Origin of the sequence: Corynebacterium sp. HMSC11D10, from assembly GCF_001806995.1 — a bacterium.
Classification (GTDB): Bacteria; Actinomycetota; Actinomycetes; order Mycobacteriales; family Mycobacteriaceae; genus Corynebacterium; species Corynebacterium coyleae.
In genome coordinates this window covers 62572-87763 of sequence record NZ_KV787088.1, presented here as the reverse complement: position 1 = coordinate 87763, position 25192 = coordinate 62572, and the positions used below count along the sequence as shown (strand labels likewise).

At 64.2% G+C, this 25192-nt stretch carries 23 protein-coding genes; 9 read left to right on the top strand and 14 right to left on the bottom strand.

Features of this window, described 5'->3' with window-relative positions; all coding sequences use genetic code 11:
* Nucleotides 1-63 precede the first annotated feature (63 nt).
* Both HMPREF3120_RS10870 and HMPREF3120_RS10865 read left to right on the top strand, forming a co-directional pair.
* Nucleotides 64-819 carry a glycerophosphodiester phosphodiesterase family protein gene (locus HMPREF3120_RS10870; protein WP_070453364.1) on the top strand — a complete coding sequence of 252 codons (756 nt, stop codon included), beginning with the start codon at nucleotides 64-66 and terminating at the stop codon, nucleotides 817-819.
* A gap of 43 nt (nucleotides 820-862) precedes the next feature.
* Entirely contained in the window at nucleotides 863-1786 is a 924-nt protein-coding gene (locus HMPREF3120_RS10865; RefSeq protein ID WP_070453414.1) for a DUF5926 family protein, read from the top strand.
* Here HMPREF3120_RS10865 and hutI read toward each other — a convergent pair whose 3' ends face one another.
* From hutI to HMPREF3120_RS10830, 7 genes are all read right to left on the bottom strand, one after another.
* A complete protein-coding gene (hutI, locus tag HMPREF3120_RS10860) occupies nucleotides 1787-2980 on the bottom strand; it encodes an imidazolonepropionase (protein ID WP_070453361.1) in 1194 nt (397 codons plus the stop codon).
* A 93-nt stretch (nucleotides 2981-3073) separates the two neighbouring features.
* Nucleotides 3074-4765 (bottom strand): urocanate hydratase, encoded by a 1692-nt coding sequence (hutU, locus tag HMPREF3120_RS10855; RefSeq protein WP_083284895.1) that lies wholly within the window; start codon nucleotides 4763-4765, stop codon nucleotides 3074-3076.
* A gap of 158 nt (nucleotides 4766-4923) precedes the next feature.
* On the bottom strand, nucleotides 4924-6321 hold the full coding sequence (locus HMPREF3120_RS10850) for a YjiH family protein (protein ID WP_141739437.1): 1398 nt from the start codon (nucleotides 6319-6321) through the stop codon (nucleotides 4924-4926).
* Between the two features lie 21 nt (nucleotides 6322-6342).
* Nucleotides 6343-7479, bottom strand: coding sequence for a CaiB/BaiF CoA transferase family protein (locus HMPREF3120_RS10845; protein WP_070453358.1), 1137 nt, complete (start codon nucleotides 7477-7479; stop codon nucleotides 6343-6345).
* 20 nt (nucleotides 7480-7499) lie between these two features.
* Nucleotides 7500-8666 (bottom strand): acyl-CoA dehydrogenase family protein, encoded by a 1167-nt coding sequence (locus HMPREF3120_RS10840; RefSeq protein WP_070453355.1) that lies wholly within the window; start codon nucleotides 8664-8666, stop codon nucleotides 7500-7502.
* A 178-nt stretch (nucleotides 8667-8844) separates the two neighbouring features.
* Nucleotides 8845-10392, bottom strand: a complete 1548-nt coding sequence (gene hutH, locus HMPREF3120_RS10835; protein ID WP_070453352.1) for a histidine ammonia-lyase — start codon at nucleotides 10390-10392, stop codon at nucleotides 8845-8847.
* A 32-nt stretch (nucleotides 10393-10424) separates the two neighbouring features.
* Nucleotides 10425-11159, bottom strand: coding sequence for an IclR family transcriptional regulator (locus tag HMPREF3120_RS10830; protein ID WP_070453349.1), 735 nt, complete (start codon nucleotides 11157-11159; stop codon nucleotides 10425-10427).
* Between the two features lie 37 nt (nucleotides 11160-11196).
* Here HMPREF3120_RS10830 and hutG point away from each other — a divergent pair, with 37 nt between their 5' ends.
* Nucleotides 11197-12150 (top strand): formimidoylglutamase, encoded by a 954-nt coding sequence (gene hutG / locus HMPREF3120_RS10825; RefSeq protein WP_070453346.1) that lies wholly within the window; start codon nucleotides 11197-11199, stop codon nucleotides 12148-12150.
* Between the two features lie 11 nt (nucleotides 12151-12161).
* Here hutG and HMPREF3120_RS10820 read toward each other — a convergent pair whose 3' ends face one another.
* On the bottom strand, nucleotides 12162-13604 hold the full coding sequence (locus tag HMPREF3120_RS10820) for a YjiH family protein (RefSeq protein WP_246815480.1): 1443 nt from the start codon (nucleotides 13602-13604) through the stop codon (nucleotides 12162-12164).
* 187 nt (nucleotides 13605-13791) lie between these two features.
* On the opposite strand from HMPREF3120_RS10820, the gene HMPREF3120_RS10815 reads away from it, so the two are divergent.
* Nucleotides 13792-15378, top strand: coding sequence for an alanine/glycine:cation symporter family protein (locus tag HMPREF3120_RS10815; RefSeq protein ID WP_070453343.1), 1587 nt, complete (start codon nucleotides 13792-13794; stop codon nucleotides 15376-15378).
* A 331-nt stretch (nucleotides 15379-15709) separates the two neighbouring features.
* Here the strand turns inward: HMPREF3120_RS10815 and HMPREF3120_RS10810 are convergent, their stop codons facing one another.
* The gene (locus HMPREF3120_RS10810; RefSeq protein ID WP_083284894.1) at nucleotides 15710-17038 is read right to left on the bottom strand and encodes an LCP family protein; all 1329 of its coding nucleotides are present in this window, start codon (nucleotides 17036-17038) and stop codon (nucleotides 15710-15712) included.
* Nucleotides 17039-17069: 31 nt separating this feature from the next.
* Nucleotides 17070-17777, bottom strand: a complete 708-nt coding sequence (locus HMPREF3120_RS10805) for a CPBP family intramembrane glutamic endopeptidase (protein ID WP_070453340.1) — start codon at nucleotides 17775-17777, stop codon at nucleotides 17070-17072.
* Between the two features lie 17 nt (nucleotides 17778-17794).
* Here HMPREF3120_RS10805 and HMPREF3120_RS10800 point away from each other — a divergent pair, with 17 nt between their 5' ends.
* Nucleotides 17795-18718, top strand: coding sequence for a DUF2891 family protein (locus HMPREF3120_RS10800; protein ID WP_070453337.1), 924 nt, complete (start codon nucleotides 17795-17797; stop codon nucleotides 18716-18718).
* Nucleotides 18719-19543, top strand: a complete 825-nt coding sequence (gene pheA / locus HMPREF3120_RS10795) for a prephenate dehydratase (protein WP_070453335.1) — start codon at nucleotides 18719-18721, stop codon at nucleotides 19541-19543.
* On the opposite strand, the gene HMPREF3120_RS10790 is transcribed toward pheA, so the two are convergent.
* Genes HMPREF3120_RS10790 through HMPREF3120_RS10780 form a run of 3 tightly spaced genes read right to left on the bottom strand, consistent with a single transcriptional unit; the run spans nucleotide 19540 to nucleotide 21698 of the window.
* Entirely contained in the window at nucleotides 19540-19887 is a 348-nt protein-coding gene (locus HMPREF3120_RS10790) for a metallopeptidase family protein (RefSeq protein ID WP_070422663.1), read from the bottom strand. The two genes, pheA and HMPREF3120_RS10790, sit on opposite strands and share 4 nt — an antisense overlap.
* Nucleotides 19888-19889: 2 nt before the next feature.
* Nucleotides 19890-20960, bottom strand: a complete 1071-nt coding sequence (locus HMPREF3120_RS10785) for a septum formation family protein (protein WP_070453332.1) — start codon at nucleotides 20958-20960, stop codon at nucleotides 19890-19892.
* 9 nt (nucleotides 20961-20969) lie between these two features.
* Nucleotides 20970-21698 (bottom strand): GntR family transcriptional regulator, encoded by a 729-nt coding sequence (locus tag HMPREF3120_RS10780; protein ID WP_070453329.1) that lies wholly within the window; start codon nucleotides 21696-21698, stop codon nucleotides 20970-20972.
* Nucleotides 21699-21778: 80 nt separating this feature from the next.
* Between HMPREF3120_RS10780 and serS the strand changes: the two genes are divergently transcribed.
* Genes serS through HMPREF3120_RS10765 form a run of 3 tightly spaced genes read left to right on the top strand, consistent with a single transcriptional unit; the run spans nucleotide 21779 to nucleotide 24698 of the window.
* Nucleotides 21779-23032 carry a serine--tRNA ligase gene (serS, locus tag HMPREF3120_RS10775; RefSeq protein WP_070422639.1) on the top strand — a complete coding sequence of 418 codons (1254 nt, stop codon included), beginning with the start codon at nucleotides 21779-21781 and terminating at the stop codon, nucleotides 23030-23032.
* A complete protein-coding gene (locus HMPREF3120_RS10770) occupies nucleotides 23032-23862 on the top strand; it encodes a lysophospholipid acyltransferase family protein (RefSeq protein ID WP_070453326.1) in 831 nt (276 codons plus the stop codon). The genes serS and HMPREF3120_RS10770 overlap by 1 nt, the downstream gene beginning before the upstream one ends.
* Entirely contained in the window at nucleotides 23859-24698 is an 840-nt protein-coding gene (locus HMPREF3120_RS10765; RefSeq protein ID WP_070453324.1) for a Cof-type HAD-IIB family hydrolase, read from the top strand. Before HMPREF3120_RS10770 ends, HMPREF3120_RS10765 begins: the two co-directional genes overlap by 4 nt.
* Here HMPREF3120_RS10765 and HMPREF3120_RS10760 read toward each other — a convergent pair.
* Complete coding sequence (locus tag HMPREF3120_RS10760; protein ID WP_070453321.1) at nucleotides 24695-25156, bottom strand: hypothetical protein; 462 nt, start codon at nucleotides 25154-25156, stop codon at nucleotides 24695-24697. The two genes, HMPREF3120_RS10765 and HMPREF3120_RS10760, sit on opposite strands and share 4 nt — an antisense overlap.
* Nucleotides 25157-25192: the final 36 nt, after the last annotated feature.

Sequence of the window (25192 nt, the reverse complement as noted above, 5' to 3'; positions counted from 1 at the left end):
CTTGCTATTGTCCCAAACTTCTTACACTCGCGGGCGGGCACAAGGGCGAGTAGCCTGTGGGCCGTGAGCCACAACACCACACCAAAAATCGTCGCCCACCGGGGATTTTCCGGATCCTACCCAGAACTCACACAACGCGCGTTTGAAAAGGCGCTCGAACTTCCCATCCACGGCATCGAATGCGATGTACGGCTCACCCGTGACGGGCGAGTTGTCGTCTTCCACGACCCCACGCTGATCCGCACCGCGGGCGTGCGGGGGCGCATCGACTTCAACGACTACAACGACCTGCGTGAACTGAACGTGGGCACCAAAGAGGACCCGCAGCGGATCATGCTGCTGGAAGAACTGCTCGAACTCATGCAGGACTACCCCGACAAACACATCTACATAGAGACCAAACACCCCACCCCGCACGGGCCTGAGGTGGACGAGCAGACCTTCCGCATGCTCAGGTACGCGCGTCTCGACGACTCACCGAACATCCACCTCGCGTCCTTCTCCCACCGCGCGGTGCGCTACTTCACCGACATGGCGCCCGAACTGGAAACCTTCTACCTGTTCCGCCTGCGCGAGATGAAGTGGAACAAAAAGAACCGCATGTTCTCCCGCCCCTACGGTGTGGGCCCTGCGCTGCAGCACCTGCAGCTGCGCACTGAGCTGCTGGGATACCGCGGTTTGAAGACGTACACCTGGACCGTAAACACGCCTCGCGGTATGCAGTGGTGCGCTGACAAGGGCGTGGATGTGATGGCAACGGACCTTCCCGATCTTGCCCTGGAGATCTTTGGCAACCACACCGCTGTTGTGTCTGACTAGCTTGTTGCCCGCCGGTGTCGTGCACGCCGGTACGATTGCGCGCATGGTGCAACGCAAACCGAAGAAAAAGAAGAACCGCGCAGACCTGCCTGAGGGTATGTCGCGCCGCGAGGCAAAACTCGCAGCCCGCGCCGCTGAGCGCGAGAAGTTCCAGAAGGACCCCCGTCCGTACGGCGGCCTTGCAGCAGAAGCCGACCTGGTTGCGCTGCAGGAGTTCGTCCCCTCTGCCGTGACCACGGTTGATGTGAAGGGCACCCCGGTCAACATCGTGACCGTCCTGCCGGGCGCGGGTGCTGCGCTCGTGCGCGAGGAGGACCAGGGCGGCGAGCGTTTCGTCGCGCTTCAGGTCACCTCCCACTCCCAGAACCCGGGCCGCGACCTCGCGTACGCCCTGAACTGGGTTGTGAATGCGAAGCCGGGCGAGACGCTGCAGTCCACCGTCGCCGACGGTTCGCAGCCGGAGCTGTCGGAGCTTCTTAGCGACGACGCCACCCTGGACATCACCACCTACCAGGACTTCTCCTGGTGGTTCCCGGAGGGGGCTTCGGTCCCGCCGCAGATCCAGCAGGCGCTGCGCCAGGCCAACGACGCCGTCCTGCCGTCTGAGAAGATCGGCGAGAACCTGCCGGGCGCAATCTGGTGGGTTAACCCGGGCGGCGGCAAGGCACACATCCGCTGGGTGCGCACCGAAGATAACGAGGCGCAGATGCTGTCCGCACTGGCACGCATCGCGGCACGTGGCGAGCTGAACCTGGGCGAGGACACCAAGTTCGCCGGCGCATTCCGCACCCACGGCCTGGTTGTTCCGGTGTTCGACCTCGACCCGTCCGTGGCGGCCGACTCCTACGAGGCGGCGCTGGCGGAACTGGATAAGAAGATCACCGCCGAGTACGCCAACGACGCTGCATTATCTGCAGACGAGCGCAAACAACTGGACAACATTAAGTCCCGTCAGGTGACTATCTAGCTAGCCGTAGACCTTCTTGCCTGCCACCCAGGTCTGCCACGTCATCGGCATACCTGGGCGGTAGGCCAGGTTGATGGCGTTTTCCGCATCCAGGATGTGCAGGTCAGCTGCCGCGCCGGGCACCAGCGTGCCCTTGGCCGGGCGGCCCTGCGGGTCCTTGCCATCGCCGACGTTGTGGCGACGCAGCGCCTTCGCGCCGCCGGTGGTGGCGGCCTCGATCGCCTCGTCGAGCGTGAGGTACTGCTGCAGGACCGCGGTGGTCACGCAGAAGTTCATCGAGGACGTAAACGACGTACCCGGGTTGAGGTTGGATGCGATGGCGACGGTGGCGCCGGCGTCGATAAGTTTGCGGCCCGGTGCGAGATCCTCGCGTGTGGACAGGTCGCAGGCAGGCAGCAGCGTGGCCACGATATCCGAACCGGCCAGCAGCTCGAAGTCCTCATCAGAGAGGTAGTTGACGTGGTCCACGCTGGCCGCGCCCATCTCCACCGCAAGCTTCACGCCCGGGCCCTCTCCGAGCTGGTTGCCGTGCACGCGCACACCCAGGCCCACCTTCTTGCCGGCTTCGAGGACGCGACGGGACTGTTCTTCGTTGAACGCACCGCGCTCGCAGAACACGTCGATCCACTGCACGTGGTCCTTCACCGCATCCAGCATCGGGCCGACGACCTCGTCGATGTATTCGTCGGCGTCCGCTCCGGGCGGGACCAGGTGGGCGCCGAGGAACGTCACCTCGTCCACGTGGCGGGCGGCCACACGAGCAGCCTCTGCCTCGGACTCGACGTTCAGACCGTAGCCGGTCTTGGTTTCAAACGTGGTGGTGCCGCCCGCATGGCCTGCGGCGACGCGCTCCGCCACCAACTTATCCAGGCGCTCCTCACCTGCGGAGCGGGTGGCTTCCATGGTCACGGCGATGCCGCCGGCGGCGTAGGACTCGCCGGCCATGCGGGCCTCGAACTCTTCGGCGCGGTTGCCGTCGAAAACCATGTGGGAGTGGGAATCTACCCAGCCGGGCAGGACTGCGCGCCCGCCAACATCGACGGTCTCCGCGGCGTTTGCTGCTTCCGCGGGGGCTTCGTCGGCGGGGCCGACCCAGGCGATCACGCCGTCGTCGATAAGCAATGCTGCGTTCTTAATGGTGCCCAGCTCGGAGACCGTGCGGAGCTCGGAAATGCCAGTAATAAAGGTGCTCATGGGTGCCTTTCTTCGGAGGGCTTCGTGGGGCCCAGGGTAACGAAAAGCGCTGACGCGCCCGTGAGGGAAACGTCAGCGCTCTACGGCGCGTGATTAGTCGCGTGCCTGGAACTTCATCGGGATGCGCACGCCGCGCTCCTGCGCGACCTCGTTGGCGCGGGAGTAACCGGCATCCACGTGGCGGATGACGCCCATACCCGGATCGTTGGTGAGCACAGCCTTGAGCTTCGCCTCGGCGAGCTCGGTGCCGTCAGCCACCGTGACCTGGCCGGTGTGGATGGAACGACCCATGCCCACGCCGCCACCGTGGTGGATGGATACCCAGGTCGCGCCGCCGGACACAGCGGTCATGGCGTTGAGCAGCGGCCAGTCAGCCACAGCGTCGGTGCCGTCGAGCATGGACTCGGTCTCGCGGTACGGGGAGGCCACGGAGCCGGAGTCCAGGTGGTCGCGGCCGATGACGATCGGTGCCTTGACCTTGCCTTCCTTGACCAGGTTGTTGAAGATCACGCCGGCCTTGGCACGCTCGCCGTAGCCCAGCCAGCAAATACGTGCCGGCAGGCCCTCGAACTCCACGTACTCCTCAGCCGCATCGAGCCAGCGGTGCAGGTGCTCGTTGTCCGGGAAAGCCTCCTTGATGGCCTGGTCGGTGACCTTGATGTCCTCCGGGTCGCCGGAAAGTGCAACCCAGCGGAACGGGCCAAGGCCCTCGCAGAACAGCGGGCGGATGTAGGCCGGGACGAAGCCCGGGAACTCAAACGCGCGGGAGTAGCCGGCCTTGCGGGCCTCGTCGCGGATGGAGTTGCCGTAGTCGAACACCTCGGCGCCCTCGTCCTGGAACTCGACCATTGCCTGGACCTGTGCGGCCATGGCCTCGCGGGCCTTCTTGGTAAAGGTGGTCGGGTCGGCGTCTGCCTCGGTGTGCCAGTCGGCGAACGGGATCTCGCTTGGCAGGTAGGACAGCGGGTCGTGTGCGGAGGTCTGGTCGGTGACGATGTCCACGGTGAACTCGCCAGCGCGGTGGCGGCGCAGCATCTCCGGGAAGACCTCGGACGCGTTGCCGACGAGGCCCACGGACAGGGCGCGCTTCTCGTTCTTCGCGTCGGTGACCAGCTTGATTGCTTCCTTGAGGTCGGTGGTGACCTCGTCGAGGTAGCGCTTGCCCTGGCGACGCTTCAGGCGGCCCTCGTCAACATCGACGATGAGGCAGGCACCACCGTTGAGGGTGACGGACAGCGGCTGTGCGCCACCCATGCCGCCGCAGCCGCCGGTTAGGGTCAGGGTGCCGGCGAGCGTGCCGTTGAAACGCTTCTTCGCCACAGCCGCGAAGGTTTCGTAGGTGCCCTGCAGGATGCCCTGGGTTGCGATGTAGATCCAGGAACCGGCCGTCATCTGGCCGTACATCATCAGGCCCTCGTCCTCGAGCTCGCGGAAATGCTCCCAGTCCGCCCAGTCGCCAACCAGGTTGGAGTTGGCGATAAGCACACGCGGCGCCCACTCGTTGGTCTTCCATACACCGACCGGCTTGCCAGACTGGACCAGCAGCGTCTCGTCGGACTCGAGGTCCTTCAGCGTATCGACGATCGCGTCAAAGGCCTCCCAACTACGTGCCGCACGACCGGTGCCGCCGTAGACGACGAGATCATCGGGGCGCTCCGCAACCTCCGGATCAAGGTTGTTCTGCAGCATGCGCAGCGGGGCCTCGGTCTGCCAGGACTTTGCAGTGATCTCAGTGCCTCGCGGGGAGCGGACCTCGCGTGCACCTTCGGACCAGTTCTTCGCCATGGGAATCCTTTCTACGGCTCTTTAGGTTTCGTGATGCAGGACCACAATCCGACAGGAATGTAACCCGCGTTACATTGAGGATAAGGGAGCAATGTGGTTGCTGGAATACAGTTTTTGCCCGGTTTGTCTCGGATACGAGACAGACCGGGCAGTGGGGGTTAGAAGATCAGGTACGCAATCGGCACCGTCAGGATGATGGACAGCACCACGCGCTGGAACCAGATGATCACCATGTGGCTGATCTTCAACGGGATGTCCGTGGCCAGCACCGCCGGGATCATCGAGGAGAAGAAGAACACCTGGCTGATGGAGACCACACCAACGGTGAAGCGCAGTACGTCAGACTCGTTGCCAGCCGCCAGCGTTGCCGGCAGGAACAGCTCGGAGAGGCCGATGGCAAACGCCTCGGACGCGAGCCACGGATCCGGCAACTGGAACACCCACGCGAGCGGGTAGAACAGTGCGCCAAGAATCTTGAATGCCGGGGTGTAGAACGCCAGCGCCAAGCCGATGATGCCAACAGCCATGATGCCCGGGATGACCTGGATGGTCATGATCACGCCGTCCTTGAAGTTGCGCCAAATGGTCTTCGGCAGCGACTCCGCCTGCGCCAAAAACGCCTTCGCTTCCTTCCACGCGGCGGCGAACAGGTTGCCCTCCACGCGCTCCTCCGGCTGCGGGGTAGCGCCCGGGTAGTAATCGTCCGGGATCGTGCTCAACGGAGGGATGCGGACGACGACGATAGTGACTAGGAAGCACACAAGGAGCGTGACCGCGAAGTACACGCCCCAGATGTGCATCAGGTCCAGCGTTCGCGCCACAACCACCATGAACGTCGCCGATGCGGTGGAGAACCCAGCCGCGATGATCGACGCTTCGCGCGCCGTATAGCCGCCGGTGCGGTAGACGCGGTTGGTAATCAAAAGGCCCAGCGAGTATGACCCCAAAAACGACGCCACTGCGTCAACGGCCGACTTACCCGGGGTGCGATACACCGGCCGCATGAACCGCTGCACCATCACACCGATGAATTCCATCAGGCCGAAGCCAACCAGCAAACCCAAAAATACGGCACCCACTGGGATAAGCAGGCCGACGGGGATGACGAGTTTGTTCAGGATGAAGGGGCCGAGGCGTTCGTCGAAAAGAAATGCGGGGCCGAAGTTGAACACGAGCATCGCGCACAACACCACCGCCAGCGCGGACAGGAACGCGAACACGGCACGCGCTTTATCCTCGCGCCACTTGCCGGTGGCGAATTGGTAGACGGCGCCGGCGGTGATCATCACCAAGGTGATGTACGGCAACGCCGGACCAAGCGCCGCTTGCAGCCAGCTCACAATGTGATCCAGCAGAATCGTGTTCTTCTCTCCGACAGTAAACGGGACGAAGAACGCAAAGGAACCGATCGCGCTGTAGAGGAAAAACCTCCACTTGTTCTTCGGCTCCAGGCTGTCCACCTCGTGCTCGGGTGGAAGGGACGGGACGGCGGCAATATTGTCGCCCGGAATCCAACGGGTGCTGCCACCACGACTTGGGGTCTGCGTTTTATCCATGGTGCTGCTCCTTTACGGAACTCAGGTGGTGCGCGGATCTTCGCTCAACCAGGACTGGATACGTTCGTTGTCTTGCCCCAACTCCGGCGCCGGCGTCGGCTTTTCCATGCCGGCGAGTTTGAGTGGGGAGGCGAGGGTGCGGAACCCATCCGTTTCTTCAACCACCACGCCACGCTCCTGGGCGAACGGGCTACGCAGCGCCTCGTCCAGGTCGTACACGCGGGCGGTGGGCACGCCATGTTCTTCAAACAGGGCGATGGTCTCCGAGCGTGTCTTCGTGCTCAGCGCTTCTTCGATCAGTTCGCGCAGCGCAACCCGGTTGTCGGAGCGGGCCACCGGCTCTGCAAAGCGATGGTCGGTTGCCAACTCCGGCATGCCAAGCGCGTTGGAAAGGCGCTCAAACAGGCGGTTCGTGGTGATCGCGATGACCACGTCGCCGTCCTTCGTGGCGTAGGTGGAAAACGGCGCTGATAGGCCGTGGTCGTTGCCGATGCGGGTGGGTGGGGTGTCGTCGTAAAGCGCGCGCATGCCCACGGACTCCATGACGGAGATGAGCGAGTCGTACATCGCGAGATCCAAATGCTGGCCGGTACCGCTGGATTCGCGCTGGTAGAGCGCCGAAACCGTGCCGATCGCGGCGTAGAGGCCCGGGATGAGATCACCCAGCGAGATGCCCACGCGCGTCGGCTTGCTGTTCGGCCAACCCGTAATCGACATCAGGCCACTCATCGCCTGCGCAACCAGGTCGTACGCCGGTTCCTTGGCAAGCGAGCCCGTCTGGCCGAAGCCGGAGATGCTCGTGACCACGAGGCGCGGGTTGATCTCCAGCAGATCCTTCGGCGCAAGGCCGAGCTTCTCAAGCACACCAGGGCGGAAATTTTCGACGACCACATCAGCGCGACGGACAAGATCACGCAGCACTTCCTTATCGTCGTCGTTTTTGAAGTCCAGCGTGATGCCCATCTTCGAGCGGTTGAACAGGCGATAGTAGGCGGACGTGCCGTCGACGAACGGGCCGAACTGACGCGAATCGTCACCCCACGGCGACTCCACCTTGATCACCTCAGCACCGAGGTCCGCCAGGATCATGGAGCAGAACGGTCCCGCGAGCACGCGGGAGAGGTCAAGGACGCGGATTCCGGAAAGCGGTGCATTCATAGTGTTTCCTCCTGCGTGGACTAGACGAAGGCCGATTCGCCCGTGATGGAGCGACCGACGATGAGCTGGTTGATGTCGTAGGAGCCCTCGTAGGAGTAGATGGCCTCGGCGTCGTTGAAGATCTTTGCCATGCGGTAATCCGAGATCAGACCGTTGCCGCCGAGGATCTCGCGGCCGAGCGCGACCGTCTCACGCATGAGCTTCGAGGTGAATGCCTTAGCCAGTGCGGACTGCTCGTTGTTCGCAGAACCGCGATCTTCCATGCGGGCCAACTGGGCCATCATCGACTCGGAGGCAACGAGGTTGCCCTGCATGGTGGCCAGCTTGTTCTGGTTGAGCTGGAACGAGGAGATCTTCTTGCCAAACTGGATGCGCTCATCCGCGTAGCCGAGTGCCACGTCGAGCGCGCCCATCTGCGTACCGACGGCCTGCCAACCCACCGTGGAACGTGCACTCTTGAACACCTTGTTGATGTCCTTGAACGAGTTCGCCCCCTCGAGCTTGTCGCTGTCCGGAACAAACACGTTGTCCAGGGTGATGTCGGCGTTTTGCACCGCGCGGATGGCAATGCGGTTTTCCATCAGCGTGGCCGTGTAGCCCTCGGACGTGGTGTCCACGATGAAGCCCTTGACCTGCTCGTCCTCCGGGTCGCGGGCGTAGACGGCGACGTAGTCGGAGAAGGTGGCGTTGCCGATCCAGCGCTTCGCGCCGTTGAGGATCCAGCCGCCGTCGACCTTGGTGGCGGTGGTGCGCATGCCCTGGGCGACGTCGGAGCCGGCCTCCGGCTCCGTGATCGCAAGCACGCCAGTCTTGCGCACGGCGTAGAGGTCCGGCAGCCAGCGCTCCTTCTGCTCCTCGGAGCCGAGCAGCTCGATGCTGCCGGTGAACAGGCCGTCCTGGCCGGAGAAAAACGTGCCCACGGAACCGTCGGCGCGGTGAATCTCCGCCGCGACGAGGCCGGCCAGCAGGCGGGAGCGACCCTGGCCGCGCACGAGGCTGATGATGTTGAGCTCGCCTATCGACGGCAGCAGCTCGTGCGGGAACTCCGAACGGTTCCAGTAGTCCACCGCGATCGGGAGCACCTTCTCCTTTGCCCAATCGCGGACGTTGTAGAGGATGTCCTTTTCCTCCGTGGACAGTTCGCTTTCAAAGTCGTAGAAATCGCCATTCGGGTACCGGCCAGCCATGGTGAGACTCCAATCACAATCTGCGGGGGTTAATGATGTAGGCGACAGTGTATGGAGTTTCCCGTGGTAAGGAAGGGGTCCACCCTTCGAGTTGTCTGGGATTACAGACCAATGGTGTTGCGAAATGGAAAAACAGGCAGCGCCGACACCGCGGCGCTGCCCGTTTTCCTCGCGCGTTTTAGCGCAGCGTACCCACAACCGCCTCAACGGCCGTGACGTAATCGCCGCCCTTGACCAAATGCACGGAATGCTCAATCTCCGGGGCCAGGAAACGATCGGTGCCCGGGCCCTCCACATGCTTGCGCAGCGTGGACAGAGCAGCACCGGTGCCGACGGACGGCTCACCCTCGCGCATGTCCAGCGCACGCGCGGCGGTGAGGATCTCCACCGCAAGCACGCGATGCAGACCATCGATGCTGCGGCGCAGCTTGCGGCCCGCCGACCAGCCCATGGAAACGTGGTCCTCCTGCATCGCGGACGACGGGATCGAATCCGCAGACGCCGGCACCGCGTTGCGCTTGAGCTCGCTGACAATGCCTGCCTGCGTGTATTGGGCGATCATGTGGCCGGAGTCCACACCCGGGTCGCCCGCGAGGAACGCGTTGAGGCCGCGGTTGCGCGCCGGGTCGAGGAAGCGGTCCGTGCGGCGCTCGCTAATCGACGCCAAATCCGCCACCACAATCGCCAAAAAGTCCAACACGTACGCCACCGGTGCGCCGTGGAAGTTGCCGTTCGAGGCGACACGGCCGTCCTTGGCCACCACCGGGTTGTCGTTCGCGGCGGCGAGCTCGCGGTCCGCCACCGTGGTCACGTACGTCAGTGTGTCGCGGAAACCGCCGGCGACCTGCGGGGTGCAACGGATCGAGTACGCATCCTGCACGTCGTTAGCCTTGAAGCCCTCGAGCGCAGCTGTCAGAATCGGCGAATCTGCCGCAATGGTGCGGATGTTGTACGCGGCATCCGCCTGGCCCGGGTGTGGGCGCAGCTGCTGCAGGTCGTCGTCGAAAACAGACAGCGTGCCGTTGAGACCCTCCACGCTCATCGCGGTTGCGATGTCCGAAACCTTGGCCGCCTCGCGCAGGTCCGCGATGGCCAGGCACAGCATGCCGAGCATGCCATCGGTGCCGTTGATCAGCGCCAAGCCTTCCTTTTCGCGCAGAACCAACGGCTCGATGCCGGCCTGGGCAAGGGCGTCAGCGGCCGGAACGATTTCGCCACCCTTGACGCGGACCTCGCCCTCGCCCAGCAGGGCCAGGGCGCAGTGGGCCAGCGGCGCCAGGTCGCCGGAGCAGCCCAGCGAACCGAACTCGCGCACCACCGGCGTGATCCCAGCGTTCAGCGCGGCGGCGTAGGTCTCCGCCACCACCGGGCGCACACCCGTGCGGCCCGTGCACAGCGTGGACAGGCGCAGCAGCATCAGCGCGCGAATGACTTCTTTTTCCACCTCCGGGCCGGAGCCCGCGGCGTGGGAGCGCACCAGCGATACCTGCAGCTGCGCGCGCATATCTTCCGGGATGTGCTTCGTGGCCAGGGCGCCAAAGCCAGTGGAGACGCCGTAGACCGGGGTCGGGTCCGCAGCGAGCTCCTCGATGCGCTCACGGGTAGCGGCGATTTCCTCGAGCGCCGCCGGATCGATCTCAACGTTTGCGCCGTAGCGCGCGACGGCGACGACGTCCTCAACGGACAGCGCGCCGATGCCTACTGTGACGGGGGTAATAGTTGTCATGCAGATGATGCTAGATCACACCGTTGTGGTCCTCAACGATTACCAAAAAACTGCGTGCCCAAGCGTGCCGAGGCATCCTCCAAAGCCCCCAAAAGTGCCTGCTTATCGGCACTACCCACAGGAAACGTCGCCGCAAGCGCCGCCGCCGGACGTCCCAAGTGGTCCAGCACCGCCACCGCGACCGACTCCTGCCCGCGCGAGACTTCCTCGCATTCGCTTTCCCAGCCGTGCTCGCGGACGTCGATAAGCTGCGCTTTGACCTCGCTGTACCTACGGCGCTCGCCGGAGGACGTGAACACCGCGCGCAACTCCGCGTCCGGCAAATACGCAAGCATGATGCGACCCGACGCCGTAGCCAACGCCGGCAAACGCACACCAACCTCCGTCACCAACGACACCGCCCCCGGCGCACGCACCTCGTGCAGGTACACAATCTCCGACCCAGCCAGGCGCGTCAGGTGAGCCGAACCCCCAGCAAGCGCAGCAATACGGGCGAGAGGCTTCGCGGCCAGGCGCACCAACGGCTGCTGCGTCGTATAGGCCTGCGACATGCGATACGCCGCCAACCCCAACCCGTACGTGCCCGGGTTTTTCAGGTGCACCACAAAGCCGGAATCCTCCAACTCGCGCAGTAAGTGGTACGTCGTCGAGCGGGGCAGCTCCAACTCGCGTTGGATACGGGTCGCAGAAATCGGCGCATCTGTAGTGGACAGCAGCGACAGGATGCGCAGCACATTGTGCGCAGCGGGAACCTGGGGCTTATTCATCGCCTCTCAGTATGCCCCGACGCTAGGCTCGTGTGGCATGAATACAGTCACAGCACCACTTTTCGCACCCGCACCCGACTGGACCGGCCGCAACGACGGCCCCGGCGCCGAGCACGCCCGCTGGCACAGCGAGGTCTCTACCAGTGCCGAACCACAAGAAGGTGCCGTGCACCTCATCGGCTTTGCCTCCGACGAAGGCGTTGAGCGCAACGGCGGCCGTCAAGGCGCCGCCCAGGGCCCCGAGGCGTTGCGCGCGGCACTCGGCTCGCTCGCTATTCACGACGAGCGCACGCTTATCGACGCCGGCACCGTCACCACCCAAAACGACGACCTCGAAACCGCGCAACGAACCCTTTCAGACAAGGTGTATGACCTTGTCACCGCGCAAGGCGCAGACGGCATGACCGTCGTGCTCGGCGGCGGACACGAAACATCGTTTGCCACCCACCGCGGCGCCTACGAGGCCATCGGCCCGATGCAGATCATCAACTTCGACGCCCACTTCGACCTGCGCACCGCCAGCCGACCCACCTCCGGCACCCCCTTCCGCCAGATCGCAGACCTGGCAGGCAGCGACTTCGACTACTCCGTCTTCGGCATCTCCCAGCCCAACAACACCAAGGTGCTCTTCGACACCGCCGAAGAACTCGGCGTGACCACGGTGCTGGACACCGAACTGGCCGAAATGTCGATGCGCGAAGCCGTCTACCGCGCCCTCGCCGCCGTCGACGGGGATCTGCCGATCCACCTCTCCATCGACCTCGACGTACTGCCCGCCGCCGTTGCGCCGGGCGTGTCCGCCCCCGCAGGCTTCGGCGTGGACTACGCGAAACTGCGCGCAATGGTCTCCGCCGTCGCCGCCACCGGCCGGGTCGCGCTGCTGGACGTCGTCGAACTCAACCCCGACTTCGACGTAGATAACCGCACCGCCAAAGCCGCAGCACGGCTTATCGACGATGCGGTAACGGCGGCGGCAAGGCGTCGTCGCTAAGCAAAAGCCCCTTAAAACAGCAGGTGGGCGACGGGCACCGTAATGATCACGGTGAGCACCACGCGGATGAACCAAATGATGACCATCTTCACGATGCTCAGCGGAATGTCCGTCGCCAACACCGCCGGCACCATCGCCGAGAAGAAGAAAATCTGGCTCACGCACACCACAGCGATGGTGAACTTCAGCACCATGTCATCCGAACCCGCAGTCAACGTGGCCGGCAAGAACATCTCCGCAAGACCCGTCGCCAGCGCGCCCGAGGTCGCCCACGGATCCGGCAAACGCAGCAGCCACACCACCGGGTAGAAAATCACGCCCACCGCCTTAAACACCGGGGTGTACGTCGCCAGCACCAGGCCAATCACACCAACCGACATGATGCCCGGCGTGACCTGCACCGCCATGATCAAACCGTCGCGGAAGTTCGACCACAACACCTTGCCCAACGAATCCGCACGGTTGAGCTCAATCTTCGCCTCGCGCCACGCCGCCTTAAAACGGTTGCCCGTAATCTCCTCCTCCGGGTGCGGCGTCGCCCCCGGATAGTAATCCTCCGGAATGCGCGAAATGGGAGGGATGCGCACCGTAATCGCCGTCACGATAAACGTGATGATGAAAGTGATGAAGAAGTACGCAGTCCAGTACTCCATCATGTCGAGCGTCTTAGCCACGATCACCATAAACGTCGCCGACACCGTAGAAAACCCAGCCGCCACAATCGAGGCCTCACGGCCGTTGTAGCTGCCGTTCTTATACATACGGTTCGTAATCAGCAGACCCAGCGAATAAGAACCAAGGAACGACGCCACCGCATCCACCGCAGACTTACCCGGAGTGTGGAACACCGGGCGCATGATCGGCTGAACCATCACACCAATGAACTCCATCAGGCCAAAGCCCACCAGCAAGCCCAAGAAAATCGCACCCACCGGGATCAGCAGCCCGACCGAGATCACCAGCTTGTCCAAGATAAACGGGCCGATATCCGGGTTGAACAGCCACGCCGGGCCGAACCCGAACGTCAGCATCGCGCACAACACAATCGCCAGCACAGACAGTGCCGCAAACGCCATGCGTGCGTAGTCCTCTTTCCAGCGTCCAGTGACGAACTGGTAGATCGTGCCAGCGACGATCGCCGCCAACGCCAGGAAACGGGTGCCCTCGCCGAGGGTCGTGGTGATCCACGTGACGATGTGATCCAGCAGGATCGTCGACTTCGAGCCGTTGATAGAAAACGGCACGAAAAACGCGAAGATACCGATGGCGCTGTACACAAAGAAACGCCACACCGCCTTCGCTTTCACATCCGCATCGGGGGTGGCGTCGGGATTGGTATCAGCCGGTTGGGTGGAGTCGTCGACAAGCACATGCGAACTTGCGGGCAAGTCCTTTACTGGCCAAGCAGGCGAATACCTACGCATACGATTCGTGCGCTTACCAGCGGGTTCCATAAACATCCTTTCAATACTGCAGCGGCGTCCGCAACGTCTGCCCAACAATTGGGGCCGAATATTTTTGGTGCCGAAGAATAATTTTTACACAAAAAGTGACACACAGCACAAAGTGATGGTCTAGATTCTCTAGTTACTTGAAACGACGTTCAAGAAAACCCCAGCACACAAACAAAAGGAGGGCGCCATGGAAGGGTTCATCGACACCCTCAATGGCCTCATTTGGTCCAACTGGTTGGTATTCCTGTGCCTCGGCGCAGGCGCATACTTCACACTCGTCACCCTGTTCCTGCAGATCCGCTGCCTGCCCGACATGATCCGCCAACTCAAATCCGGCGAAAAGTCCGAAGAAGGCATCTCCTCGTTCCAATCCCTGATGATCTCCCTGGCCGGCCGCGTCGGCGTCGGCAACATCGCCGGCGTCGCCACCGCCATCGCCTTCGGTGGCCCGGGTGCCGTCTTCTGGATGTGGCTCGTCGCCCTACTCGGCTCCGCAACCTCGTTCATCGAGTGCTGCCTCGCCCAGATCTACAAAGAAACCGACCGCGACACCGGCGAATACCGTGGTGGCCCGGCCTACTACATCGAAAAGGCCTACAAGCACACCACCGCCGCACCATTCATGCTGGTCTACGCCATCATCTTCGCAATCTGCATGCTGCTGGCAACCTCCTACTTCCTCCCCGGCATCCAGGCCAACGGCGTAGCCGCAGCCGTGGACAACGCATGGGGCATCGACGTCAAGATCTCCGCAGCCGTCATGGCGATCCTCCTCGCCTTCATCATCATCGGCGGCGTGAAGCGCATCGCGAACTTCGCATCCATGGTCGTCCCGTTCATGGCCGCCATCTACATCATCATCGCCATCGTCGTCCTCTTCGCCAACGCCTCCGACATCCCCGAAGTCTTCGGCATCATCTTCCGCTCCGCCTTTGACAAGGAAGCAGCATTCTCCGGCATGCTCGGCGCAGCCATCATGTGGGGCGTCAAACGCGGCATCTACTCCAACGAAGCAGGCCAAGGCACCGGCCCGCAGTCCGCAGCCGCCGCCGAAGTCTCCCACCCGGCCAAGCAGGGCTTCGTCCAGGCATTCGCCGTCTACATCGACACCCTCTTCGTCTGCTCCGCAACCGCCTTCATCATCATCTCCACCGACATGTACAAGGTGTTCGAAGGCCAGTCCGAAGACGGCGCCGTAGTCTACGACGGCTCGCTTCCCGACGGCGTGCCCGTCGGCCCCGGCTTCGTCCAAGAAGGCCTGAACTCCTTCTCCGCCGGCCTCGGCCCATCCTTCATCGCGCTGGCCATCATGTTCTTCGCCTTCACCACCGTGCTGGCGTACTACTACATGGCAGAAACCAACTCCGTCTACCTCAACCGCTGGGTAAAGAACGAAGGCGCCCGCAAGGCCATCATCTGGGGCCTACGCGTCCTGATCATCGCTGCCGTGTTCATCGGCGCAACCACTACCCCGGGCAACGCGTGGGCACTCGGCGACATCGGCGTGGGCGCAACCGCATGGCTCAACATCGTCGCCATCCTCTTCCTGCAGGTCCCGGCCCTCAAGTGCCTGTGGGACTACCGCCGCCAGAAGAAGGCCGGTATCGACCCGCACTTCGACCCCGAGGCCCTCGGCATCAAGAACGCCGACTTCTGGGTTGAGCGCAAGAACGAGCTCATCGCCGCTGGCAAGTGGCCCGGCGTTGAGGGCAAGGTAGTCACCTCTGGTGGTGCTGGCTCTGGCTCGACGGTCGTGCGACCAGACGAGCAGTAAGCGCTTACTGCTCTAAGCCGGTCTCCGGGTTTGCGCCCGGCGGCCGGCTTTTTCGTGCGTGGCGGGGTGGTTCGGTTGGGTGCCGGTCCCAAACGGTACATCCAACACAGCTCATTTCGCTGATTTTCGACGAAATGCACCGTGTAGGAGGCGCCGTTTAGCTTTGCGACGCCCCCCACCGACCCCACCGCCACAGATGGTGAGAACGCAACGGAGAGCTTGCGAGTTTTTACGCGTCTTCACCGTTGTGTTCTCACCATGTGCGGGAGGGGCGGGGGCGGGGGAAAGGAGGCGCAGCCGGCCCACCCGCCAACCGGCCGCCAACCAGCCGCTACCGCAGCCGGGCGAACAGGGCTTCGGCTGCCTCGTCGTCCCAAAGCACCACATTGCCCACTTCGGTGTCGGCGAAGCCTCCGATGGGCACGGTCTCGGTGTCTAGGCCGCCGCGCATAGCGAAGGCGATGCGGGCGAGGTTCCAAACGTGGTCGCCGGAGCCGACGGTGAGCAGCGTTGGGGCGACCCACAGCAGGCGCCCGACCCGGAACGGGTTGAGGAACACCGCAGGTGAGAAGACCCGAGAGGTCAGCGCGCTGAGGAATTCGCGTTGGCGGACGACGCGGTCGAGGTCACCTTGGGCGGTGGCGCGGGTGCGTACGTAGCCGAGGGCGGTGGGGCCGTCCATCTTTTGACAGCCGGGCTCGACGAATAGGTTTGCGAGGGGGTCGTCGATAGGTTCGGCGACGCAGATCTCCACGCCTCCGACGGCGTCGACAACTCCGGCGATGCCGCCCATGCCGATTTCGGCGTAGCGGTCGATGTGTAGCCCAGTGTTTTGCTCCACGGTCTGCACTAAGAGTTCGGGCCCGCCGAGTGCGAACGCGGCGTTGATCTTGTCGTAGCCGTATCCGGGAACTGGCAGGTAGGAGTCGCGCGGGATAGACATCAGGGTTGCTTTGCCGCGCAGCGGCAGGTGGAGCAGCATGATGGTGTCGGTGCGTGTGGAGCCGATGTCGCCTCCGGTGCCGAGCCGTTCGACGTCGCGTTCGCTCAGGCCCGTGCGTGAGTCGGAGCCGACGAGGAGCCAGTTGGTGCCGGCTGTATTGCCGATTTGTTCGTCGGGGAGTGCGGCGACGCGGTTGAGGCGGGCGTCGGTAAGGAGGACGGACGCGAGCGCGATCACGATGATGAGGGCGATGATGCTGCCGCATCCAGGGCGTTTTGCTTGACGACGACGCCCCGCCGACCTTTCCCTCCTCTTGGACACCTGCAGCGGCATCGGCCGTTCATCACGGGGTGCCTGACGCTGCGCGGGCCTGTACTGGCCCTGCGCTGGGCGCTGTCCGGGCCGGTACTGCACCGGCCGTGAAGCTTCGCGCGGAGGGTACTGGGGTGCGCGGCGTGGCTCGTAGGCGGGGCGTGGCTCGAACACGGTGTGGCCGGGTTCGACGCGGCGTTCTTCCCGGCGCCACTCGTCGCGGCGCGGGGGTCGCTCGGCGGAACGTGCGGGCCGCTCCGTATGGGAATCCGCAGGCCGCGCAGACTGCGAGGGCCGGCGGCGGACGGGCCGGCCGTAGCGGTCGACGATGGGTTTTCCGTCTTTGCCCAGGACGAACTCGCCCGCGTTGTCGCGGGGGTCGTTGGAGTGGGGCGTCGTTGACATAAAAACAGTGTAACCAGTGTGACGCGTGTGGTTAGATTCCGAGCCACGACAGGTCGAGGAGCGGGTAGGCGATAAACGCCACGGCGTCGATGAGGAAGTGGGCGATGATCAGCGGCCAGATGCGCCCGGTTTTGTGGAAGTACCAGGCGAACACCACGCCCATGACGATGTTGCCCAGGCCTGCCGAGATGCCCTGATACAGGTGGTAGGACCCGCGCAGCACGGCGGAGGCGGCGATGAACTGCCAGGGCTTCCAGCCGAGTTGGCGCAGGCGGGTGACCAGGTACATCACCACGACGACCTCTTCGCCGAAGCCGTTGGCGAGCGACCACAGCAGGGAGGTGGGGACCTGCACGGCTTCGGTGGTCGGTACGACAACTTTGGACAGGCCGAGGTGTACGGCGGCGACGTAAAACGCGAGCCCGGGCAGGCCGATCAGGGCTGCGAATCCGGCGCCGCGGGCGAGGTCGGGGAGGCGAGGTAGGCGCGGTGGGTGCGTTCGGTCGTCGAGAAGAAACCATGCGAGTCCACCCCACGCGAACAGGGTCAGCGCCGAGCATGCCTGGAGGGCGAGGTCGAGCCACGGGATGGTGGAGGTGGCGTCGTAAATTGTGGTGGTTTGTTGGTTGAGCGGGGCTTTGAGCAGCGAGTCGATCAGGCGCAGGGCTGCGCGCAGGCCCGCGGTGCCGAATGTGACGGCGAGGACCAGCAGGATCTCTATCTTCAGGCGCCGTTGCATGCGGTAACTTTAGCGCCATGCACGAAATGTGGGCGCGCACTGTCGTCGAGGTCGTCGGCCGGGAGTATCCGGCGGCGATGCACCACGCGAGCCTCGGGCCGGCCGACACGGATGTCACCCCGCGCCGCCTGCACCCGGCGTTTTGGGGGTCTTTCGACTGGCATTCGTGCGTGCACATGCTGGCCAGCGGGGTGAAGTTGCACAAGCTAGTCGACGACCCCTCGCTCACCGACCTGCTCAACCAGCGCCTGACCGCCGACAACATCGCCGCCGAGGCTGCCTACCTGCGCGAGCACCCGCTGTACGAGCGGCCGTATGGCTGGGCGTGGGCGCTGCAGTTGTGCAAGGTCACGCGTGGCACCCCGTGGGAGGCCGCGATGGCGCCGCTGGCCCGCCAACTGGAGGAGAACATCACCGCGTGGCTGGGCACGCAGCAGTTGCCGGTGCGCCACGGCGTGCACAGCAACTCCGCACTCGCCCTGCTACTGATCATCGACGCCGCCGACGCGCTCGGCCTCCACAAGCTCCGCTTGCTTTGCGACGACACCGCCCGCACCTGGTTCGAAAACGACCACACCTACCCGCACATCTGGGAATTGTCCGGCCACGACTTCGTCCCCAACGGGCTGGCGCAGGCCGCCCTGATGCAGCGCGTGCTCGGCGAGGATTTCCCCGCCTGGCTGGATGGCTTTTTCACCCCGGGCGCGCTGGAGTTCTACACCACCCCGATCCAGGTCAAGGACCCCGACGACGGCCAGCAGGCTCACCTGCTTGGGCTAATGCTGACGCGGGCGTGGTTGCTGCGGGCTATCGGCAGGTCAGAGGGTACGCAAATGCTTATCGACGCCACCGTGCCCCACCTCACCGGCACCAACTTCATGGCCACACACTGGCTGATCACCTACGCGCTACTCGCCGAAGAGGAAGCACAGGAGAAGTAAATGACACGAATTGCGTATCTCGGACCCGAGGGCACGTTCACCGAGGAGGCGGCGCGCCGTTTCGACTCCACAGGCCAAGCCGAGTTCGTCCCGGTTGACTCGCCTGCGGCGGCGCTTAAAGCAGTCGCGGAAAGCAAGACCGATTGGGCGGTGTGCGCGATTGAGAACTCCGTCGACGGTGCGGTGACCACCACCGCCGACGCGCTCGTCGACACCCCCGGCGTGCAGATCTACGCCGAGACGGAACTGTCCATCGCGTTCGCCATCATGACACGCGCGGGCGAAACACTGGGCAGCGCCCGCCGCTTGGCCACCCATCCGGTGGCGTACAGCCAGGTCAAACGCTGGGTTGGTGAGCACGCGCCGGGCGTGGAGTTCGTCCCGGCGTCCTCGAACGCGGCCGCGGCGAAGATGGTCGCGGACGGCGAGGCGGACGTGGCGGCCGCGCCCGAGCGCGCTGCGGACCTGTTCGGCCTGGACGTTCACGCCCGTGGGGTGGCGGATATGGAGACGGCGCGGACGCGGTTTGTACTCGTCGGTAAGCAAGGCAAGGTACCGGCCGCAACGGGCAACGACCGCACCGCCATCGTCTTCCGCACCCCCAACAAACCAGGCACCCTGGTCGGCGCGCTGCAGGAATTCGCGGTGCGCGGGGTGGACATGTCGCGCATCGAGTCGCGCCCGACCCGCAAAGAGCCCAACACCTACAACTTCTTCGTCGACCTCGTGGGCCACATTGACGACGACCCCATCGCCCAAGCGGTTGCCGCCGTGGGGGAGCAGGCGACGCAGATACGCATGCTCGGAAGCTGGCCGAAGGCCTAACCCCAGCCGAGGGCGTGCAGCTCGTGCTCCTCTAGCCCGAAGTAGTGGCCGACCTCGTGCAGGACGGTGACCTTCACCTCGTGGCGCAACTGCTCCTCGTCAGTGCAGATGGCTTCGAGTGCGTTTTTGTAGATGAACACCGCATCGGGCAGGAACCCGGAGTGGTTGGAGTGCTGCTCGGTCAGCGGCACGCCCTCGAACAGGCCCAACAGTGTGGGGTCGTCGGGGTTGAAGTCGCGGGCCAAAATCACCATGTTCTGCATGTGCTCGGCGAAGCGGTCCGGGATGGTGTCCAACGCGTCGTTGATCATCTCCTCGAACAGTTCGTCGCTGACCGGGGCCATCATCAGAACTGCACCGGAGCCTCAGGAGCCGGGGCGGGGGCCTCGGGCGCAGGGGCCTCGGGCGCAGGGGCCGGCGATTGGTTCGGCTGCTGCTCAGAGCGCAACGGGCGGCGTTCGGGGCGTGCGGGTGGCGGGGCGTCGTCGATAAGCAAATGCTCGCGGCCCTGCGTCGCGGAACCGGTGAGGTTGGCAAACTGGCCCTCCGGGCGCGAGAACATCAACGCACAATTGGCGCTGCGGGAACCGCCCTCCCAGGCGGCCGGGGTCTGCGAGGTCCAGAAGGGGCGCAGCGCAATCTGGTAGAGCGCCTCCTCGCTGCCCAGGTAATCCTGCGCGGCCTGAGTGCACACGTCGCCGAGGAATTTGTCCTGCTCTTCGACGGACGGGGTGTGATCCGCGAAGTGCTTGGCCAGGTTGACGCGGCTGGTGATCTCCAACTGGTGCGGCTCGCCGCACGGCACCACGGACAGGGAGTTTGCGGCATCGATGGCCACGCACTCGCCGGCCTCGAACACGCGGGCCTGGTCCGCATCCGCAACTCGGCCGGAGGTCAGCACCGGCTCGCCGTTGCTGTCGGTTTCCTGCAGGCCGCACAGCATGGTGCGGTCCCCGTTTTGCCACGCGTCGGCCGGCGGCAGGATCGGAGCGATGGAGTAACGCCCGTTCGGGTCGTACTTGCCGTCCAGGTAGCGCAGGGTTGCCGCGCCACAGAGTTCCTCGCGCAGTTGCGCCTGGCGGGTCTGGTTTGGCAGCGGTGCTTCTGGCCCGAACTCGGAGGTGGGGTAGGTGGCCAGGTCCTCGCGCGCGGCAACCTCGAAGCGGTGCTCGCCGGCGCAATCCGCCTGCTCAAAGTTGGTATGGGTGCCGTCTTCGGCAACCTGCCACGTCAAACACGAGCCGGCGTCGGCGGTGGTGAACGACGCCGCCTCCGCAACAGAACTCGAGGTAGACGAGCCGCCCGCCTGGTCTGCGGAGCCGGAACTATCGGCGGTCAGTCCGTAGGTGCCGGCGCCCACCGTGCCCGCCAGGGTAGCGATGAGGAAGGCGCGCAGCGCGGTCTGTTTCGAAGCCATGGCGCACCATTATTCCACTTCGCGGGCGACCCGTGTAGTCAGCCGGTAGCGGTCCGTGCGGTACACCGAGGAGCAATACTCCACGTTGCTGGTGCCGCTTCGGGCGTAGCGCAGGATGTGGAGCAGGGCGGTGTCCGGGGTGACGTCGAGAAGCGGTGCGTTGTCGGGGCCTGCCGTGACGGCGGTGACGGTCTGCTCCGCTTCTGTGATGCCGAGTCCGTATTCGTTTTCCAGCAGGGTGTACACGGAGTGGTAGACGTCGTTTTCCAGCAGGTCAGGCACGAGGATGGAGTTGTACCAGGCGTCGTCGACGGCGTACGGTTCGCCGTCGCCAAGCCTTAGGCGCCGCAGGCGGATGTGCTCAGTCGTGGGCGGGGTGCCAAAGAACGTGGCCACCGCGTCCGGCGGAGTCGTGCGCTCAGAGAGCAAGATTCTCGACGACGCCTCCACCCGCTGCGCTCGCATCTCGTCCGAAAAACTCGCCAGGTGCAGACGGCTCACCAGCGGGGCAGGCGCCACAAACGTGCCTTTGCCGCGTACCCTGCGCAAACGGCCCGCAGCAACGAGGTCCCCGATCGCGCGGCGCACCGTGATGCGGGATACGCCGTAGGCCTCTTCTAATGCCCGCTCGCCAGGCAGGGGGTCGCCGGGGGAGAGCTCGGTGGAGATCAGTTCGTCGATAATCGCGCGCAGCTGCTCATGCTTGGGCACGGGGCCGTCTGTGATCCGGGTGGGCATAAGGCCACCATAGCGCACTGGTTATGACCGGATTGCGGATCGGCGTACGCGCGTCGGCGGACAAGGTAAGGTATGCAACTGTGATTGATCTGAAGCGTGTGCGCGAAAACCCCGAGGCAGTCCGTGAGTCCCAGCGAGCTCGCGGAGAGGACCCAGCGCTTGTCGACGAGCTCCTGGCCGCCGACGAAGCCCGACGCTCTGCGATCCAAGCAGCGGATGAGCTGCGCGCCGAGCAGAAAGCGTTCGGTAAAAAGATTGGCCAGGCCGCCCCGGAGGACCGCCCGGCGCTGCTGGAGGGCTCTAACGAGTTGAAGGCCCGTGTGAAGGAAGCCGAGGCTGCGGAGGCTGAAGCGCAGGAGAAGCTGGAGAAGCTGCAGTACTCCATCGCCAACGTCATCGAGGGCGCCCCGGCTGGCGGCGAAGAGGACTTCGTGGTGCTCGAGCACGTCGGCGAGGTCCCCGAGTTCGACTTTGAGGTCAAGGACCACCTGGACCTTGCTGAGCCACTTGGGCTGATCGATATGAAGCGCGGCACCAAGGTTGGCGGCGCGCGCTTCTACTACCTCACCGGCGACGGCGCCTGGATGCAGCTGGGCATGCTCATGCTCGCCGCGCAGAAGGCCCGCGAAGCTGGCTTCAAGCTCATGATCCCGCCGGTGCTGGTACGCCCCGACATCATGCAGGGCACGGGCTTCCTCGACGCGCACGACGAGGAGATTTACTACCTGGAGCGCGACGATATGTACCTCGTCGGCACCTCCGAGGTCGCACTCGCTGGCCTGCACCAGGACGAGATCATCGACCTGTCCGACGGCCCGCTGCTCTACGCCGGCTGGTCCTCCTGCTTCCGCCGCGAGGCCGGCTCCTACGGCAAGGACACGAAGGGCATTCTGCGCGTCCACCAGTTCGACAAACTCGAAATGTTTGCCTACTGCAAGCCGGAAGACGCAGAGGAGATGCACCAGAAGCTCCTTGGCCTGGAGCGCGACATGCTCGCCGCCGTTGAGGTGCCGTACCGCATCATCGACGTCGCCGCCGGCGACCTGGGCTCCTCTGCAGCCCGTAAGTTTGATACGGAGGCGTGGGTGCCGTCGCAAAACACCTACCGCGAACTGACGTCTACCTCGAACTGCACCACCTTCCAGGCTCGCCGCCTGCAGACGCGCTACCGCGACGCTGACGGCAAGACCCAGATCGCCGCAACCCTCAACGGCACCCTGGCCACCACCCGCTGGCTCGTCGCCATCCTGGAGAACAACCAGCAGGCCGACGGTTCCGTGCGCGTGCCTGAGGCGCTGCGTCCGTGGGTTGGCAAGGAAGTGCTCACGCCCTAATGAAACTGCGCGCCTACCGCGGATTCAACGTCCCGCACCGCTTTACCGAAACTCCTGCCCACCGCATCGAGGCGGTGGAGCGGTTCTACCAGGGCCTCGTGGGTACGCTGCGGCGCGCGATGCGGGCGTTGAACATCGACGTCACCGTCATCGGTGCGGAACACATACCCACCGAGGGCGGCGCGCTCATCGCCGGTAACCACACCGGTTATGCCGACTTCATCCTCATGGGCACCGGCCCCTACCTGCGCGGCGAGCGCCTCGTGCGCTTCATGGCCAAAAAGGAAGTCTTCGACGTCCCCGTCCTTGGCAGCCTGCTGCGCAAAATGAAACACGTGCCGGTCAACCGCGCCCACGGCAGCACTGCCATCGCGCCCGCCGTGGAGCGACTTCGCAGCGGCAACCTGGTGGGCATCTTCCCGGAAGCGACCATCTCCCGCTCGTTCGAACTTGCCAGTTTCAAAACCGGCGCCGCACGCATCGCCCATCAGGCCGGTGTGCCGCTCATCCCGTGCGTGATCTGGGGATCCCAACGCATTTGGACCAAGGACCTGCCGAAACACTTCCGCAATGTGCCGGTCATCGTCCGCTACGGCGCACCCGTCGAACTCACCGGGGACGCCGAGGCCGACACCGCGGAACTCAAACGCCAGATGCAATTGCTTCTCGACGAATCCCGCACCGAATACACCGCACTCGCCGGCCCCGGCACAGGTGAGCCCTGGCTGCCCGCCGCCCTCGGCGGCACCGCACCCACTATTGAGGAGGCCGACCGGATCCACGCCGAGGAACGCGCCGAGAAAGCCGCGAAGAAGGGCCGGAAACCATGACCACCTCGCTGCCGGACACCGCACCCCGCCTGATCATCTCTGACATTGACGGCACCTTCATCACCTCCGCCGGTCGCGTCACCCCGCGCCTGCGCAACGTGGTGTCCCGTGCGATTTCCAGCGGCGCTCACTTCGGCCTGGCCACCGGCCGTCCCCACCGCTGGCTCATCCCGGTGCTCGAGCAGCTCCCGGTCGCACCCGTATGCGTGTGCGCCAACGGTGCCGTGGTTTACGACCCCACCGAGGACCGCGTCCTCCACACCCACGAACTCGCTCCCGACACCATGGGCGAAATCCTCCACGACGTCGAACGCGCACTTGCCGGCGTTTACCTCGGCTACGGCGTCGAACGCGTCGGTTCGTCGGCCCTCGACCCGGAGGACGAATGCTTCCTGATCACGCCGGAGTACAACCCGGATGCGTGGGATAGTCGGTTTGGTGTCGTCGATAAGCAAACGCTCATCGAAGTGCCCGCCGCGAAACTGCTGGTCCGCTGCCCCGACATGACCTCCGCGCAGATGTACGACATCATCGCACCGCTTATCGACGACACCGTCGCCCACGTCACCTACTCCATGGACGAAGGCCTCATCGAAATCTCGCGACCCGGCGCCAACAAAGCCACCGGCGCCCAATACCTCGCCGACCGCTACGGCCTCACCGCCGCCGAGACAATCGCGTTCGGCGACATGCCCAACGACCTGGAGATGCTCCAGTGGGCAGGCACCGGCGTGGCCATGGCTAACGCCAAACCCGAACTCAAAGACGCCGCCGACCACGTCACCGCCACCAACGACGAACACGGCGTGGCCGCCGTCCTCGAGCGCTGGTACTAGGTCTCTTCGAGGATTTCCTGCATTCTCTGGCGGAAATAGTCGCGATCGTCCTCTTGCATGCGAGCAAATTCCATGAGTACGCCCGGCCAGGTGGGAAATGTATCGACAAGGTTCTCCGAGATACCTAACAACGGTGAAAATGCGAGCTCGCCCCACCTAACACCTACACCTACTCGCTCAGAGTAAGCAGTGCTGCTGAGAGGACCAACAGTCCACTGGCTCCCTGATGCGGCATTCATCCATGTTCCGGTTATGGCCAGGATGCGGGAGACGGTGTCTTCATGGCTGTGTTTAGCGTTGAGAATTTCGAGCACGATTTCAAAGGGAAACTCGTCTACGCCATTGGTAACTTGCTCCCGTTGGGAAGGCGTCAATTCTGCGAGCGCTTCGGGGACTGCTACTGAAAGGAAGTCCTCCAGCCGGTTTCCGAATTGCCGTAGATATCCGTCAAACCACATAGTGTCCTCCTAGGTTATGAGTGTGACGTAGAGCAT

Excerpts from the sequence above, each read along its gene's own strand:
- HMPREF3120_RS10790 (WP_070422663.1), bottom strand. The coding sequence starts at position 19,887 with ATGGCCCCGGTCAGCGACGAACTGTTCGAGGAGATGATCAACGACGCG.
- HMPREF3120_RS10805 (WP_070453340.1), bottom strand. The coding sequence starts at position 17,777 with ATGCAACGGCGCCTGAAGATAGAGATCCTGCTGGTCCTCGCCGTCACA.
- HMPREF3120_RS10830 (WP_070453349.1), bottom strand. The coding sequence starts at position 11,159 with ATGAATAAGCCCCAGGTTCCCGCTGCGCACAATGTGCTGCGCATCCTG.
- hutU (WP_083284895.1), bottom strand. The coding sequence starts at position 4,765 with ATGGCGAAGAACTGGTCCGAAGGTGCACGCGAGGTCCGCTCCCCGCGA.
- HMPREF3120_RS10815 (WP_070453343.1), top strand. The coding sequence starts at position 13,792 with ATGGAAGGGTTCATCGACACCCTCAATGGCCTCATTTGGTCCAACTGG.
- hutI (WP_070453361.1), bottom strand. The coding sequence starts at position 2,980 with ATGAGCACCTTTATTACTGGCATTTCCGAGCTCCGCACGGTCTCCGAG.
- hutH (WP_070453352.1), bottom strand. The coding sequence starts at position 10,392 with ATGACAACTATTACCCCCGTCACAGTAGGCATCGGCGCGCTGTCCGTT.
- HMPREF3120_RS10820 (WP_246815480.1), bottom strand. The coding sequence starts at position 13,604 with ATGGAACCCGCTGGTAAGCGCACGAATCGTATGCGTAGGTATTCGCCT.
- HMPREF3120_RS10850 (WP_141739437.1), bottom strand. The coding sequence starts at position 6,321 with ATGGATAAAACGCAGACCCCAAGTCGTGGTGGCAGCACCCGTTGGATT.
- HMPREF3120_RS10770 (WP_070453326.1), top strand. The coding sequence starts at position 23,032 with ATGAAACTGCGCGCCTACCGCGGATTCAACGTCCCGCACCGCTTTACC.
- HMPREF3120_RS10845 (WP_070453358.1), bottom strand. The coding sequence starts at position 7,479 with ATGAATGCACCGCTTTCCGGAATCCGCGTCCTTGACCTCTCCCGCGTG.
- HMPREF3120_RS10760 (WP_070453321.1), bottom strand. The coding sequence starts at position 25,156 with ATGTGGTTTGACGGATATCTACGGCAATTCGGAAACCGGCTGGAGGAC.
- HMPREF3120_RS10840 (WP_070453355.1), bottom strand. The coding sequence starts at position 8,666 with ATGGCTGGCCGGTACCCGAATGGCGATTTCTACGACTTTGAAAGCGAA.
- HMPREF3120_RS10865 (WP_070453414.1), top strand. The coding sequence starts at position 863 with ATGGTGCAACGCAAACCGAAGAAAAAGAAGAACCGCGCAGACCTGCCT.
- hutG (WP_070453346.1), top strand. The coding sequence starts at position 11,197 with ATGAATACAGTCACAGCACCACTTTTCGCACCCGCACCCGACTGGACC.
- pheA (WP_070453335.1), top strand. The coding sequence starts at position 18,719 with ATGACACGAATTGCGTATCTCGGACCCGAGGGCACGTTCACCGAGGAG.
- HMPREF3120_RS10800 (WP_070453337.1), top strand. The coding sequence starts at position 17,795 with ATGCACGAAATGTGGGCGCGCACTGTCGTCGAGGTCGTCGGCCGGGAG.
- HMPREF3120_RS10810 (WP_083284894.1), bottom strand. The coding sequence starts at position 17,038 with ATGTCAACGACGCCCCACTCCAACGACCCCCGCGACAACGCGGGCGAG.
- HMPREF3120_RS10765 (WP_070453324.1), top strand. The coding sequence starts at position 23,859 with ATGACCACCTCGCTGCCGGACACCGCACCCCGCCTGATCATCTCTGAC.
- HMPREF3120_RS10785 (WP_070453332.1), bottom strand. The coding sequence starts at position 20,960 with ATGGCTTCGAAACAGACCGCGCTGCGCGCCTTCCTCATCGCTACCCTG.
- HMPREF3120_RS10780 (WP_070453329.1), bottom strand. The coding sequence starts at position 21,698 with ATGCCCACCCGGATCACAGACGGCCCCGTGCCCAAGCATGAGCAGCTG.